The following is a 16165-nucleotide window of genomic DNA, read 5'->3' on the forward strand; positions in this document are numbered from 1 at the left end:
CTTGCCAAAATCGTCGGCGCGCCGGCCCGCTGGGCGAGCAAGCCAAAGATTGTTCATTAGCGCAGTTGCACGCACATTTTTTGTGCAGCGCACAAGAATGGCGCCGAAATGATCAGACGGCGCGCGCCAATTTCTGGCCGGCAATGTAGGCGTCGATCTCGTCGGGATCGAAGATCTGGCCATCGAAGAAACCATCGGGACCGAGCACCAGGCTTGCCCCCGCCGAACCGACCGGAGTCGCGGCCTTCAGCGCGCCCTCGACCTTGGCATTGGCACCGGGAAGCGCCACGCCAAGCGGCTTCAACGCCGAGCGGTAGAGATCGGGGCGGTAGCAGTCGCGGGCAATAGCGAGGTTTTCCGGCGTGTGCGCGACATGCCCCCAGCGCACCATCTGCGTGTAGAACCACAGCGCATGGCTCTTCCACGGGAAGTTCGCCGCCTTGTTGAAGGGCAGAAAGAAGTCGCCGACACTGAGTTCGGCGCTGCCGCCGAGCGCCAGATGCCCGCTGAGGATCGGCATCTGCAGCGCCGGCGCAAGCCCGAGGAAGGCCGGCTGCGCCATCAGGGCCGCGAGTTCGCCACGGTTTGCCGGATCCTGGCACCAGCGCGCCGCGTGATGAAGCGCACGCAGCAGGGCTGAAAGCGCGTCCGGCTCTCTTTCCGCCCATGCCTTGCGCACGCCGACGACTTTCTCGGGGCTGGTCTTCCAGATGGCCGCCTTGACCGTGGCGATATGGCCGGTGCCGGCGACGACCGAGGCGCTGTTCCAGGGTTCGCCGACGCAGTAGCCGTCGATCCTGCCGGCGGCGAGTGCGTCGGCCATGAAGGGGGGCGGCACGATGACGATCTCGATTTCACGCGACGGGTCGATGCCACAGGCGGCGAGCCAGTAGCGCAATTCGTAATTGTGACCGGAGTGCGGATGGACGACGGCGAAGCGAAGCGGATCGCCGCCGCCATTCGCCCGTTCACGAATCAGCGCTCCCAACGCCTTGCCGGCCCGCGCCGGATCGAGATCGGGTTGGGCGCCGTGCGCGGCCATGCCGGCCCAGACCGCGTTCGAAACCGTCACGCAATTGCCGCCGAGGCCGAGCGAGAACGGCACGACGGTATCGGAGGCGAGCGGCGTCAGCCCCAGATTGCAGGCGATCGGCATCGGCCCCAGCATGTGCGCCAGATCGAAATGGCCGATGGCGATGCGGTCGCGGATGTTGGCCCAGGATGTTTCCCGGTTGAGCGTCAGGTCGATGCCTTCACGCAGGGCGAAGCCGATTTCCTTCGCCGCGACAAGGACAGCGCTGTCGAAGAGCGGCATGAAGCCAGCATTGATCCGGTGCGCGGCCGCCATTCTCAACTCTCCTCGGGATCCAGCAGGCCTGCCGCCGTTACCAGGCTCTGGGCGATCTCGGCGATCTTGCGGTTCTGGTTCATGGCGGTCTTGCGCAGCAGCGTATACGCCGCGTCCTCCGACAGGCCGCGCGACTTCATCAGGATGCCCTTGGCGCGATCGATCACCTTGCGGCTTTCCAATTCGCTGCGGGCTTCTTCCAGTTCGCGCGCCATGCGCGAAAACGCATTGAAGCGGCTGATTGCCATGTCGAGGATCGGCTTGACCCGCTCCTGACGCAGGCCGTCGACGACATAGGCTGATACCCCCGCTTCCACCGCTGCTTCGATCGAAGCCTGATCGGAGCGGTCGACGAACATGGCGATCGGCCGCTTCACCACGCGCGAAAGCTGGAACATGTTTTCGAGCATGTCGCGGTTGGGATTTTCGAGATCGATGACGATCACGTCGGGTTCGATCTCGGCGATCCGCCGCGCTATGCCGGCGACGTCATGGATGACCGTGACCTGCTGATGCCCAGCCTCCCGCAATCCCGCTTCGATTATCGAAGCGCGGATGTGGTTCTCATCGATCACCAGGACAGTGAGGGATTTGCGGATCATGCCGCATTTTGCGCAGGCGAGACGATTGTGCAATGCGGCATCGCGAGATTCACGGAAACAAAGCCGGCGTCCAGGCGCCGCCTGAGGAATTGGACGCGACGGCCAGCGTCGCGGGCGGCGGTCGGCGACAACGAACGGGCAACGCGCCTGTCCGGCGTACGCTGCTGGCAGGTGATCACCGCGCTCTACGTTATCTCGAGCGTGCTCGTCGGCGCTGCACTACATCGGCCTGATCAAGGCCGTCGCTCGCCGACCCGCTGGTGCTGCCTTGGGTGGCCGCCGCCGTCGTCGGCGGCACCTCGATCTTCGGCGGCCGCGGCGGCTGCACCGGCACAATCAACGGCGCTGATCCCTACCGCGCTGACGACGCTGCTGACGATTTTGCAGATGCCGGAAGGGGCGTGGTGGATATTGTTTGGATTAATCGTGCTGTTTGTGACGGCGGCCGATTTGCGGATTGTGGAGGAGAGATAGGGGGAAGCTGAGGCGGGGGGCTGCTTTGACCCAATCACGACGCTCACTCCGGTCAGTGGTAACGTCCGGATTTGGCGCGCGATTCCGACCTCAGCGAACGAAGTTATGACACGCCATTCCAGTGTATGCTTGCTTCGCCAAATTGGGTGTGTGCTGCAATAGCAGCCCGAGACAGTCGCGCTTGCCGAAGGGGCTGTCGGCTTTGACGGGATTGGCGTAAGCTACAGTTAAGGGGGTGCAGACATGCACCGCATCATCGCCATAGCGATCTTAGTTCTCGCGGCCGTGTTCAGCTCCGCGCGGGCGGAGGTGCTGATCGGCGTCTCGGCTGCGATGACGGGACGGCTCGCCTGGATCGGCGAGCAGGGACAGCGCGGCGCGGAGATGGCAGTGGCCGACGTCAACACGGCGGGCGGCGTGCTCGGCCAGAAGGTGAGGCTCATCTCGGTCGACGACTTCTGCGATCCCGAGCAAGCTGTGGCGGCCGCCAAGAAGCTGGTGGCTGACGGGGTCGTGCTCGTCGTCGGGCATTATTGCTCCGGGGCCTCGATCCCCGCATCAAAAGTGTACGAGGAGGCGGGCGTCGTTGAGATATCCCCAGGCTCGACCAATCCGCAGCTGACCGAACAGGGCCGTGCCAATGTCTTTCGCACCATTGGCCGCGACGACGCGCAAGGTTTCATCGCCGGCAACTACCTTGCCGATCGCTGGGGCAACAAGAAGATTGCGATCCTCCACGACAATTCGACCTATGGGAAGGGTCTCGCCGACGAGACCAGGAAGCAGCTGAACAAGCGGGGCGTGACTGAGGCCGTTTACGACGCATACATTCCCGGGAAGGACGACTATTCGGCCGAGGTCGCTACGTTGCAGACCGCCGGCGTCTCCGCCTTATATGTGGGTGGGTATCATGCCGAGGTTGCGCTGATTGCTCGCGCTGCACACGACAGTGGCTACACGGTTCAGCTCATATCCGGAGATGCTTTGGCGACCGAGGAATTTGCCCTGATCGCCGGCCCCGCGGCGGAGGGCACCCTCTTCACGTTCCCGGCGGACCCGAGGCGAAGCCCCGAAGCGGCCGCGGTCGTTGAGCAGTTCCGTGCGGAGAATTTCGAACCCGCGGGCTACACGCTGTTGAGCTACTGCGCGGTCCAGGTTTGGGCCCAGGCAGTCTCGAAGGCAGGTTCGCTGGAGCAGAAGGCCATCATTGCGGCACTGCACGAACAGGAATTCGACACCGTCATCGGCCGGGTCGATTTCGACGACAAGGGCGACCTCACGAAGCAGAGTTGGGTTTGGTACGTGTGGCGCGGCGGAGAGTACGTGCCGGTTGAATAGGGTTCGCTGATCGCCGGCGTGCCGGCTGAGATGTCTAGTCTGATGCAGACCAGTGTGGCCGGACTGTTCCGACTCGCCGAGCTTGAACGCCTCGGCATACGCGGCCGGCTGTTGCTCGCCTTCTTCGGGATCAGCGCCCTTGCGGTGCTGGCAACCGCTGCGGCGCTTTATGCCTTCCTCCAGGTTGGCGACGTCGTGGACCGAATTACCACGGATCGAGTGCCGTCGGCGCTCGCCTCCCTCCAGCTGTCGCGCCAGGCCGAACGGGTCGCTGCTGCCGCGCCATCGGTGCTGGCAGCGACAAGCAGGGCTCAGCACAGCGAGGTCTCGGCTGCCGTCGCGCTCGAGATGTCCCGCCTCGAGGCCCTGCGCACGGACCTCCGGGATGCCACGTTGGGCACAGTGCCTTTGGCCGAGATCGAGGAAGCCGCGATTGTTCTGAGGCGCAACCTGAAGGAGCTCGACTCTCTTGTTGTCGCCCGGCTCGACGTGGTCGCCCGCAAGGAGGAGCTCCTGAACCGCCTCGCCGCGACGACGACCGGAAGCCAGCGCCTTGTGGCCACCGGCATCCTAGTAATGGATTCCAGGCTCCCGCAATGGCGGGCGGTCGCGGCCGACACATCGCTGTCGCCCGATCGACGCGCAGCGGCGATGGCCGACCTGGTCCAGGCGATTGCGGCTTACATTCCCCAGCAGAAGGCGCAGCTGGAGATCTCGGCGGTCAACGACGCGCTGGTGAAGGTCGCGAACGCGCCGACGCCGGGCGACCTGGCGTTGATCCTTTTTCCGCTACGCCGTTCGCTTACTGCTCTTGAAAAGGTTTCCACGGAGATCGACGAAAAGCTGCGGACCCGCTTCCGGCAGCGTGTTGACGAGTTCAGGGGTTTGACCGACGGCGAGGACAGCATCCCCAAGGTGCGGGAGGACGAGTTTGCTGTCCTGGCACAGGGCGAAAGGCTTCTGGCCGAGAACAATCGACTGTCGCGCAATCTCACCGCTGGCGTCGATCGCCTGGTCGCCACGGCAGATCAGGAGATCGCTGCGTCCGGTCGCGAAGCCGCGCTCGTCCAGCGCTACGGCACCGCGGTTGTACTCGGCTCCGCCTTTCTCAGCCTCCTGAGTTCGGTTCTGGTTGTCTGGCTCTATGTCGACCGCAGCCTCCTCGCCCGACTGGGGGCCGTGAGCCAAGGCATGCTCGCGATTGCGGGGGGCAATCTTCGTGCGCCGCTGCCAGCCGCGGGCAGCGACGAAATCGGGCGCATGGCCGAAGCGCTGAGACTCTTCCGGGATACTGCTGTCGAGGTCGAGGAAAAGAACCTGCGCGACGTTGCGGAAGCTCGTCAGCGGCTCATCGATGCCATCGAAAGCATCTCCGAAGGATTCGCTCTGTACGACTGGGAGGACCGGCTCGTCCTCAGCAACAGCCGCTACCGCGAATTGCTCTACACCGGTCTGGAGAGCGAACTGACGCCCGGCACGACATTCGAGCAAATCATTCGCCGATCCGCTGAGCGCGGCTACATCAGGGACGCCGAGGGGCGGGTCGAGGAGTGGGTCGCCGAGCGCCTCTCGCGGCACCGCAACCCTGGCGAACCTTGGGTGCAGAGGCGAGGCGACGGGCGATGGGTCATGGTCAGCGAGCGGCGGATCAGCGCCGGCGGCACGGTCGCCGTCTATTCGGACATCACTGAGCTGAAGCAAAGGGAGGAGAACCTCGCCGAGAAATCCGTGGTTCTGGAGGCGCTTTCCAGCAAGCTGGCGAAGTATCTGGCGCCCCAGGTGTATCGCTCGATATTCACCGGCCGCCAGGAGGTCAGGATCGCCAGCCAGCGGAAGAAACTGACAATATGCTTCTCCGATATCGCCGGCTTTACCGAGACCACTGACAAAATGGAATCCGAGGATCTCACCCAACTCCTCAATCACTATCTGACGGAAATGTCGAAAATTGCTTCGGATCACGGCGCGACGATCGACAAATATGTCGGCGACGCGATCCTGATGTTTTTCGGCGATCCCGAGACTCGCGGCGTCAAGGAGGACGCGCTGGCTTGCGCGCAGATGGCACTTGCAATGCAAAAGCGGATTAGCGAGCTTGCCGAAGTCTGGCGGGACATGGGGATCGAAACACCGCTGCGCTGTCGCATCGGCATCCATACCGACTACTGCACCGTCGGTAACTTCGGCAGCGAGGACCGGATGGACTACACGATAATCGGCGGCGCCGTGAATCTCGCCTCGCGCCTGGAGCAGGAGGCGCCGCCGGGGGCCATCCTCATTTCCTACGAGACGTTTGCGCAAGTGAAGGACGCAATCGACTGTGAGGAACTGGGGCAAGTCCAGGTCAAGGGGATCGCCTATCCCGTCGCCACCTACCGCGTCATCGATCTGAAGGCCAATTTGGCGGCCGCTCGTCGTGCTGTTCGAACGGAGCTGCCGCACTTCAGGTTGGAACTTGAACCGGAGCTGATGTCCCCTGACGAGCGTGGCGATGCCGCCAATGCACTTCGAGACGCGCTGGATCGGCTTCGTCACAAGCCTGGGTAGTAGGGCTTGGTCCACAACGACCCCTCCCAATGGACACAAGGAGTGGGATGTGGGACGCCGCTCATTGGCGCTATCGATGCGAAGGCCGCAGAACGGTCGCGGTCAGTCTTCGAACTCGGGCGGAACGTCCGCATCGGAGCCGAGACTTAACATTCACGGCATCACTGGCAAGGTCCGGATATGGCGCTTTGCTGATGTTGAGTAACGTCAGTTTTGGCCTAAACCACCCCAATCAAACAGCCACCCTCCCCTGCTTCGCCTCCTCCGCGTTCGGATCGCCCGGCGCCGTCGCCCAGGCCAGCTCCACCAGCGTCACTGTCCGCCGTCCGACCCCGTCGAGCTGGCAGACGATCAGCCCCTGCTCCTCGATATAGCTCAGCAGGCGCCGGGCGCGGCGTAGCGAGTGCGAGCCGTAGGCGCGGGCGATTGCCGCGTCGCTCGGGCAGGGCCAGCCCTCCTTGGCGGCGCGAGCGATCATCATGAACACGCCTTGCATGTCCTCGGGCAGCAGCGAGGCGCGCGCCGAGACGTCCTGCCAGGCGTCGTCGCCTGCCATGTCGGAGCCGAGGCCGGCGCGGGCGCGGGTCAGCATGCGGCGGAACTCGGGCAGGTCCGGCACGACCGAGGCGAGGCCCTCGATGCGGCAGCGGACCACGAACTCCTGATAAAGCACGCCGATGACCCGGAAGCCTGCGTCGGGTTGCGCCAGCACGGCGCGCAGCACCCGGTCGACGCGCTCCCGCCGCTCCGCCAGATCCTCGGCGCTGATCGGCGGCTCCACCGGTTCGGGGCGGATTTCCAGCGCCGCCGACTTTGCCGCCATCAGCTGATCGAGCAGGTCCGGCGACGACCGGCGCTGCGGCCGGACGGTTTCGGGCGGCGGCGCCGCCAGGATGATCGCGCGGGCATCCTCCAACGCCGCTTCCGGCAGCGGCATCAGGCGCGGGGTCGCGTTGCGCGGACTCGTATCGGTCGGGCCGATGCGCAAGCCGAGCGGACGCCGCGACAGCGCCGGGCCGAGCGCCATGAATTGCCCGCGCTCAAGGTCGCGAAAGGCCTCGGCCTGGCGGCGCTCCATGCCGAGAAGGTCGGCGGCACGCGCCATGTCGATATCGAGAAAAGTCCGGCCCATGAGGAAATTGGAAGCCTCGGCGGCGACGTTCTTGGCAAGCTTGGCAAGCCGCTGGGTGGCGATGATGCCGGCCAGCCCGCGTTTGCGGCCACGGCACATCAGGTTGGTCATGGCGCCGAGCGAGAGCTTGCGCGCCTCGTCCGAAACCTCGCCGGCAACGGCTGGCGCGAACAGCTGCGCCTCGTCCACCACCACCAGCATCGGGTACCAGGTGTCGCGGGCGACCTCGAAAAGCCCGCCGAGGAAGGCGGCGGCGCGCCGCATCTGGTTCTCGGCGTCGAGCCCCTCGAGATTGAGCACCGTGGAGACGCGGTGGATGCGCGCCCGCTCGCCGGCGCTCTGCAGGCCGCGCTCGGTATGCTCCTCGGCATCGATCACTAGGTGGCCGAAGCGGTCGCCCAGCGTCACGAAGTCGCCTTCGGGGTCGATGATGGTCTGCTGCACCCAGGGCGCGCTCTGCTCCAAGAGCCGGCGCAGCAGATGGGATTTGCCGGAGCCCGAATTGCCCTGCACCAGAAGGCGCGTCGCCAGCAGTTCCTCAAGATCCAGCGCCGCCGGGGCGCCTGCGCTCGTCTGGCCCATCTCGATCGCAACAGTCATGTCTCGACTCTCCTTGCGGTGAGGGCTTATCAACCGCATCACAGCCCGTCGAGCGCGCCATGGGCCGGCGCTCCGTGTTGCGCACAGGCTGGATGTCGCGGACGATCGAGGATACGGAACGTACCGTTTCGATTCGATGAGGCTTGTCTCTTCAGGTCGAAAACCGGTACCCGCCTTTCACCGGCTGGGCCTGCCTGGCTTTCTGCGAGCCGGCGCGCGCGGCCGCCGCAAGAATGCTCTCCATCAGGTCCTTTTCGCGCAGCGGTTTGCCGAGCAGCGGCACGTCGGGGGGCCGGTCGGCGATCGCGTCGGCATCGGCATATCCCGTTATCATCACCGCCGGCCAATCGGACCGCAGATTGCGGGCGAACCGAATGACCTCCAGGCCCGAGACGAGCGGCATGGCAAAATCGGTGACGATGACATCGAAATCGTACGGCGCCCGCTCGATCATCGCCAGCGCTTCGGCACCGCCCCCGGCACAGGTAACCGCAAAGCCATGTTGGCGAAGCGATTGCGCCGTCAGTTCCCTCAGTACGTTGCTGTCGTCGATCAGCAGGACCGATGGATAGTCCTCGCCGGCATTCACGACGCTGTCGTCGGCATCGGATTTCTCGGGGATTTCGACCGGACGCTCGATTGAACGCGGCAGCCAGAGCTGGACGGATGTTCCACTGCCGACGGTGCTTTCAATGCGAAGCGTGCCGCCCGATTGCTCGACGAAACCATGCACCGTGCTCAGACCGAGGCCAGTGCCTTTGCCGACCGGTTTTGTGGTGAAGAACGGTTCGACGACCTTGGCGAGAATGTCAGCCGGTATGCCCGAGCCCGTGTCCTTGACCGTGACCACGACATAGTCGCCCGCCGAAATATCCTCGGCTGCACTGCCTAGCGTTCGATCTTGCGCCTCCACGATTATCGTGCCGCCGGACGGCATGGCATCGCGCGCGTTGAAGACCAGGTTCATCAGCGCGAGCTCCAGCTGGCTGGCATCGACATGCGCCGGCCACACAGTGTCGTCGACAAGCCAATCGAAACGGATCAGGCCGCCCAGGACCGGGGCCACCAACCCGTTCATTGTATCGCCGAGCGCGGCGAGGCGCACGGCCTGCGGCCTCAGCGTCTGGCGGCGCGAGAAGGCAAGCATGCGGTTGACGAGCTCGGCGCCTTGTTTTGCCGACCGGCGTGTCAGTTCCAGAACCTGCCTGGTCTGTCCGTCGAACTCGGCATGGCGCTCGAGCAATCCCAATCCGCTGAGAATTGCGGCAAGCAGATTGTTGAAATCATGCGCCAGGCCACCGGTAAGCTTGCCGATCGCGTCGAGGCGCTGCGACTGCAGCAGCTGGTCCTCAAGCTCGCGCCGCTCGGTAACGTCCAGCAATGTGCCGAGGATCTCAGGCTTCCGGCCGTCGGAGCCATTCGACAGGACGCCCTGGTCGAGAAAAATCCGGTAATTGCCGTCGGCGCATTGCCAGCGGAATTCGCAGGTGTAGGAGCCGGTGGCCTTGGCTGCGAGCAGGACCTCCCTCACTCTCGGCAGATCGTCGGGATGAACGCGGCTCAGGCCGAAGCCTGGATCGGCGGTCAGCCGTTCCGCAGGAAAGCCGGTCAGGCGTTCGACCCCTTCGGTGACAAAGCTGGCGCCGAACGGCGGCTCCGCCGCCCTTGCGTGGAAGCAGACCGGAAGAGAGCTCAAAATGGCATGCTGCCGCTCCTGTGCGCTGCGCAGCGCCCGCTCGGCCTCGAGCTTTTCCTTCTGCGCCTGCAGTGCCTGGGCCAGCAGCCGTTGCTCGGCAGCCGCCTTTTGCTGGATTTCGAGCGTCTTCTCATGAAGTTCGACGAACACGGTAACCTTGGAACGCAGCATGGCCGGGTCGAAAGGCTTGAACACGTAATCCACCGCGCCGGCGTCGTAGCCGCGCAGCATGTGCGCGTCTTCCTTGTTGATGGCGGTGAGAAAAATTATCGGCGTTCGCCTGGATTGCTCGCGCTGGCGGATCAATCCCGCGGTCTCGTAGCCATCCAGCCGGGGCATCAGCACATCCAGCAGGATGACTGCGAAATCCTCCTTCAGCAGTGCGCGCAACGCCTCTTCGCCCGACTGCACGCAGACGACTTCACCGATAGGGGTCAGAACCTCGCCGATCGCCAGCAGATTGCGCTCGTCGTCATCCACGGCCAGGATGCGCGCCTTTGCCGGCCCCGCTGCCGGCGCCATGACCTCCAGTTTCCTTGCTCCGTTTCTCGACAGCTTCTGCATCGAGCGGCCGTCAGTTCACTGCCATGAGCGTCTTTTCCGGACCATGGACACGGGATCGCGAACGGCCGATCCAGACACGCAGCAATGCCAACAGCAGATCGAGGTCGACAGGCTTGGCGATGTAGTCGGAGGCGCCGGCGTCGAGGCACTTCTGCCGGTCGCCCTTCATTGCCTTGGCTGTGACCGAGATCAACGGGATATGGGCGATCTCCGGCATGCTGCGGATCTGCCGCATCGTCTCGTAGCCATCCATTTCCGGCATCATGATATCGATCAGTGCCGCATCGATGTCCGGGCTCTGCTCCAGAAGCGCGATACCTTCCCGGCCGCGCTCCGCATGCAGCACCTGGATGTCATAGGTCTCGAGAACGCTGGTAAGCGAATAGATGTTGCGGATGTCGTCGTCGACGATGAGGACCTTTGCGCCGGCGAGGTCGAATTTGTCCGGCTGTTCGGCTGCCGCACCATCGTTTTCGTGGCCTCGCCCGGGGAGTGTTGCCGACATCAGGAGAGCCAGCTGCGCGAAATTCTCCGCCCGCGGAACATCCGCCAATGCCGGATGCAAGGCGAGCGACTGTTGCAGCGCTTCCGGATGAGGCGCAAAGAACAGCAGTCGCGACACCGACTGCCCGAACAGGACGGCAATCTCATCCAGCATCTGGGCGTTGTCCTTGGCCGAGCGGCCAAAGCCGAGCACAACGGCATCATAGTTGGCGATGCCGATTTCGTCCGCATTCGCCGCGACGCGGCCGATCGCCGTAACCGAGGTGACGCCGTCGCGGATCGCCTCGATCAGCGAAAGGCGGCGCTCCGGATCGGGATCGGCAATCAGGACGCGGCTCTGGACGCGGAGCTTTCTGGAATGAATATCCTGGAAGACCTTCATCAGTTCGTCCGACGATACGGGCTTGGTTGAAATGCTGGATGCACCCTTGCGGGCAAGCACCTCGATGTCTTCGGCGCCCGAGATGACATGAACGGGAATGTCCTTGGTTTTCGGGTCATGGCGAAGCAGATCGAACAACACCCAGCCGTCGATATCCGATAGTCCGAGATCGAGCGTAATCGCGTCGGGAACCAGCTTGCGTGCCAAAGCCAGCGTGCCGGAGCCTGCGGTCGACAGGACGCCTTTCAGCCCGGCCGAACGTGCAAGGCCGAGCAGCAAACCGCCGAAGGTCGGGTCGTCCTCGACGATCAGCACGACCCGATCTTCCGACGAGATCGTGTCGCGGTCATCGAGCAATTCGGAGGACGGCGGGCTCGGCTGCGCTGTCGTCGCGGCCACCTCCATCGCCGGCAGCAACGCCGCTTGCGGGGCCAAGGCCATCCGGGGTCCGTCGAATGGAATGACCAGAGTGAACGTCGAACCCTTGCCCGGCGTGCTCTCGACCCGCAATTCGCCGCCGAGCAGCCGGGCAATCTCCCGGCTGATCGAGAGCCCAAGCCCGGTGCCGCCATATTTGCGGCTTGTGGTGCCGTCGGCCTGCTGGAAGGCCTCGAAAATTAGCTTCTGCTTGTCTTGCGGAATACCGATGCCGGTATCGCTGACCACGATCGCGAGCGCCTCCATCGGTTGCGCCGAACCGTTGTGACGGCCCGTCTTTTCGGCCCGGAAATTCAAGCGGACCTCGCCTTGCGAGGTGAACTTGAAGGCGTTCGACAAAAGGTTGAGCACGATCTGCTGCAAGCGCTTCTCGTCGGTGCGGACGGTCTCCGGCAGCTCGGGGTCGACATTGATGGTGAAGCCAAGTCCCTTGTCGGTCGCCAGCTGCCGGAAGGTTCGCTCCATATGCTGGCGAAGATGCACCACGGGCATATCGTTGATATCGATCGAGACGGTGCCCGATTCGATCTTCGACAGGTCGAGGATGTCGTTGATGAGGCTCAAGAGGTCGGTGCCGGCCGAATTGATGGTGCGCGCGAACTCGACCTGCTTGTCGTTGAGATTGCCCTGCTGGTTGGTTGCGAGCAGGTTTGAAAGGATGAGCAGCGAGTTCAGCGGCGTGCGCAGTTCGTGGCTCATATTGGCGAGGAATTCCGACTTGTATTTCGAGGTAAGCGCCAGCTGCTCGGCCTTCTCCTCCAGCGCCCGCCGCGCCATCTCGATTTCCAGGTTCTTGTTCTCCACCTGCTTCTTTTCGTTCTCGAGCAGCTGCGCCTTTTCCTGCAGCTCCTCATTGGTGGCGTGCAGCTCCTCCTGCTTCTTGGTCAGTTCGGTCTGACGCGCCTGCAATTCCGAGGTCAGCAGCTGCGACTGCTTGAGCAGGCCTTCGGTGCGCATGGTGGCGGCGATGGTGTTGAGAACGATGCCGACGGATTCCATCAGCTGGTTGAGGAACGACTGGTGCGTGTCGCGGAATTCGCTGAACGAGGCGAGTTCGATGACGGCCTTCACCTCGTCTTCGAACAGAGCCGGAAGAATGATCACGTTCGCCGGCGCGGCATTGCCAAGGCCGGAGGTAACGCGCAGGAAATTCGGCGGCACATTGTCCAGCATGATGGCGCGCTTGTCGGCGGCACTCTGCCCGACAAGGCCTTCGCGCAGATCGAGGCGTTGCTTGATCTCCGCCTTGCTTTCGGCGCCATAGGAGGCGGCGAGCTCCAGATAGAATTCATCCTCGTCGCGGTTGGTCACGTAGAACACGCCATATTGCGCATTCACCAGCGGGGCGAGTTCGGACATGATGAGGCGCGAGATCGTGGCCAGGTCGCGCTCGCCCTGCAGCATGCGCGAGAAGCGGGCGAGATTGGTCTTCAGCCAGTCCTGCTCGGCATTCTTCAGCGTCTGGTCCTTCAAATTGCGGATCATCTCGTTGATGTTGTCTTTCAGCGCCGCCACCTCGCCGGAGGCCTGGACGCTGATCGAGCGGGTCAGATCGCCCTTGGTCACCGCCGTCGACACCTCGGCGATGGCGCGCACCTGGGTGGTCAGGTTGGCCGCCAGCTGATTGACGTTGTCGGTCAGGTCGCGCCAAAGGCCGGCAGCGCCGGGCACCCGGGCCTGGCCGCCGAGCTTGCCTTCGATGCCCACCTCGCGGGCGACGTTGGTCACCTGGTCGGCGAAGGTCGCCAGCGTCTCGATCATGCCGTTGATGGTGTCGGCGAGCGAAGCGATCTCGCCCTTGGCGTCGACCGTCAGCTTGCGCTTGAGATTGCCTTGCGCGACCGCGGTCACGACATCGGCGATGCCGCGCACCTGGTTGGTCAGGTTCGTCGCCATTAGATTGACGTTGTCGGTCAGGTCCTTCCAGGTGCCGGCAACGCCCTCGACCCGCGCCTGGCCGCCGAGCTTGCCCTCGGTGCCGACCTCGCGGGCGACACGCGTCACTTCGCCGGCAAAGGAGTTCAGCTGGTCGACCATGGTGTTGATCGTCGATTTCAGCTCCAGGATCTCGCCCTTGACGTCGACGGTGATCTTCTTCGACAGGTCGCCGCGCGCCACAGCGGTGGTCACCTCGGCGATGTTGCGGACCTGGCCGGTCAGGTTCTCGGCCATCGAATTCACATTGTCGGTCAGATCCTTCCAGGTGCCGGCAACGCCGCGCACCTGCGCCTGGCCGCCGAGCTTGCCTTCGGTGCCGACCTCGCGCGCAACGCGCGTCACCTCCGAGGCAAAGGAATTCAGCTGGTCGACCATCGTATTGATGGTGTCCTTGAGCTCGAGGATCTCGCCGCGCACATCGACCGTGATCTTCTTCGACAGGTCGCCCAGCGCCACTGCCGTCGTCACCTCGGCGATGTTGCGCACCTGGCCGGTCAGGTTGGCAGCCATCGCATTGACATTGTCGGTCAAGTCTTTCCAGGTGCCGGCAACGCCGCGCACCTGCGCCTGGCCGCCGAGCTTGCCGTCCGAACCGACCTCGCGCGCCACGCGCGTCACCTCGGAGGCGAAGGAATTCAGCTGGTCGACCATCGTGTTGATGACGTCCTTGATCTGCAGGATCTCGCCCAGCGCATCGACGGTGATCTTCTGGGTCAAATCGCCGGTCGCAATTGCCGTCGCCACCTTGGAGACGTCGCGCAACTGCACGGTCAGATTGCCGGCCATGGCGTTGACGTTGTCGGTCAGATCCTTCCAGGTGCCGCCGACACCCTCGACATGCGCCTGGCCGCCGAGCTTGCCTTCCGACCCCACTTCGCGCGCCACACGCGTCACTTCCGAGGCGAAGGAATTAAGCTGGTCGACCATCGTGTTGACGGTATCCTTGAGCTCCAGGATTTCGCCCTTGACGTCGACGGTGATCTTCTTCGACAGGTCGCCGCGGGCAACGGCGGTCGTCACCTCGGCGATGTTGCGGACCTGGCCGGTCAGATTGGCGGCCATCAGGTTGACGTTATCGGTCAGGTCTTTCCAGGTGCCGCCGACCCCTTTCACCTCGGCCTGGCCGCCGAGCTTGCCTTCGGTTCCGACCTCGCGCGCCACACGCGTCACTTCCGAAGCGAAGGAATTGAGCTGGTCGACCATCGTGTTGATGGTGTCCTTGAGCTCGAGGATTTCGCCTTGCACGGCGACAGTGATCTTCTTCGACAGGTCGCCCGAAGCGACCGCAGTCGTCACCTCGGCGATGTTGCGCACCTGGCCGGTCAGGTTCTCGGCCATCGAATTGACGTTGTCGGTCAGGTCCTTCCAGGTGCCGGCAACGCCGCGCACCTGAGCCTGGCCGCCGAGCTTGCCCTCGGTGCCGACCTCGCGGGCGACGCGCGTCACCTCGCCGGCAAATGAATTCAGCTGGTCGACCATGGTGTTGATAGTCGATTTCAGCTCGAGGATCTCGCCCTTGACGTCGACGGTGATCTTCTTCGACAGGTCGCCCAGCGCCACAGCCGTCGTCACCTCGGCTATATTGCGCACCTGGCCGGTCAGGTTCTCGGCCATCAGGTTGACGTTGTCGGTCAGGTCCTTCCAGGTGCCGCCGACACCTTCGACGCGCGCCTGGCCGCCGAGCTTGCCTTCTGTACCGACTTCGCGCGCGACGCGCGTCACTTCCGAGGCGAAGGAATTGAGCTGGTCGACCATCGTGTTGATGGTGTTCTTGAGTTCGAGGATTTCGCCTTTCACGTCGACGGTAATCTTCTTCGACAGGTCGCCGGAAGCGACGGCGGTCGTCACCTCGGCGATGTTGCGCACCTGCCCGGTCAGGTTCGTCGCCATCGCGTTGACGTTGTCGGTCAGGTCCTTCCAGGTCCCGGCCACACCTTTCACGCGGGCCTGGCCGCCGAGCTTGCCTTCGGTGCCGACCTCGCGCGCCACGCGCGTCACTTCCGAGGCGAAGGAGGCCAGTTGCCCGACCATGGTGTTGACGATCTTGCCGATTCGCAGAAACTCGCCGCGCAGCTGCCGGCCGTCGATTTCGACCATCATCGTCTGCGACAGGTCACCCTTGGCCACCGCGCCGATGACGCGCGCCACTTCGGCCGTCGGCTGAACCATGTCCTCGATCAGATCGTTGACGGAACGGACGCTCGATTCCCAGCTGCCGGTGGCGTTGCGGACACGGCCGCGTTCGCCGATCCGGCCATCCTTGCCGACGACCTTGCTGAGGCGTTCGAACTCGCGCGTGACCTGATCGTTGAGTTCTACGATTTCGTTGAAGGTGTCGGCGATCTCGGAATCAAGGCCGGCGTAGACATTGTCGATACGAACGGAGAAATCACCGCTCCGAAAAGCCTTCAGCGCGTTCAGTATTTGACGGTGGTCCAATTGCCTTGTGGATGCAAGCACGCTCACAGCGCCCCTCCCAGCTCACGGATTTCTTGAATGTCCTGGTGAAACTGTCCCCTGCGGCCGACACAACTCCCCGCAAGCGCAAGAACGCGGCATGCTCGATTTGGTTCCAGACGAAATTGCCGCTATGCGGCAGGAA

7 protein-coding genes and 1 pseudogene are annotated in these 16165 nt (G+C 63.8%); 3 read left to right on the forward strand and 5 right to left on the reverse strand.

From position 1 onward, the window contains the following. Window positions 1-112 precede the first annotated feature (112 nt). Window positions 113-1348: a CmpA/NrtA family ABC transporter substrate-binding protein gene (locus NKJ23_RS17685; RefSeq protein ID WP_352448432.1), complete on the reverse strand. Its 1236-nt coding sequence runs from the start codon at window positions 1346-1348 to the stop codon at window positions 113-115. Window positions 1349-1350: 2 nt separating this feature from the next. Then, on the reverse strand, window positions 1351-1950 hold the full coding sequence (locus NKJ23_RS17690) for an ANTAR domain-containing response regulator (protein WP_023676288.1): 600 nt from the start codon (window positions 1948-1950) through the stop codon (window positions 1351-1353). A gap of 117 nt (window positions 1951-2067) precedes the next feature. On the opposite strand from NKJ23_RS17690, the pseudogene NKJ23_RS17695 reads away from it, so the two are divergent. From NKJ23_RS17695 to NKJ23_RS17705, 3 genes and pseudogenes are all read left to right on the forward strand, one after another. Continuing rightward, window positions 2068-2424, forward strand: a pseudogene (locus NKJ23_RS17695) (ABC transporter permease subunit); the annotation flags it as partial. A gap of 243 nt (window positions 2425-2667) precedes the next feature. Further along, complete coding sequence (locus tag NKJ23_RS17700; RefSeq protein ID WP_352448431.1) at window positions 2668-3762, forward strand: branched-chain amino acid ABC transporter substrate-binding protein; 1095 nt, start codon at window positions 2668-2670, stop codon at window positions 3760-3762. A gap of 42 nt (window positions 3763-3804) precedes the next feature. Next, window positions 3805-6309 (forward strand): adenylate/guanylate cyclase domain-containing protein, encoded by a 2505-nt coding sequence (locus NKJ23_RS17705; RefSeq protein WP_352681415.1) that lies wholly within the window; start codon window positions 3805-3807, stop codon window positions 6307-6309. Between the two features lie 232 nt (window positions 6310-6541). Here the strand turns inward: NKJ23_RS17705 and NKJ23_RS17710 are convergent, their stop codons facing one another. The 3 genes from NKJ23_RS17710 to NKJ23_RS17720 form a co-directional block, all read right to left on the reverse strand. Next, entirely contained in the window at window positions 6542-8041 is a 1500-nt protein-coding gene (locus NKJ23_RS17710) for a helicase HerA domain-containing protein (protein WP_352681417.1), read from the reverse strand. A 151-nt stretch (window positions 8042-8192) separates the two neighbouring features. Next, window positions 8193-10259 carry a PAS domain-containing hybrid sensor histidine kinase/response regulator gene (locus NKJ23_RS17715; protein WP_352448429.1) on the reverse strand — a complete coding sequence of 689 codons (2067 nt, stop codon included), beginning with the start codon at window positions 10257-10259 and terminating at the stop codon, window positions 8193-8195. 52 nt (window positions 10260-10311) lie between these two features. Continuing rightward, complete coding sequence (locus tag NKJ23_RS17720) at window positions 10312-16023, reverse strand: HAMP domain-containing protein (RefSeq protein WP_352681507.1); 5712 nt, start codon at window positions 16021-16023, stop codon at window positions 10312-10314. Window positions 16024-16165: the final 142 nt, after the last annotated feature.

The sequence above is a fragment of the Mesorhizobium sp. M0184 genome, from assembly GCF_040322215.1.
Lineage (GTDB): Bacteria > Pseudomonadota > Alphaproteobacteria > Rhizobiales > Rhizobiaceae > Mesorhizobium.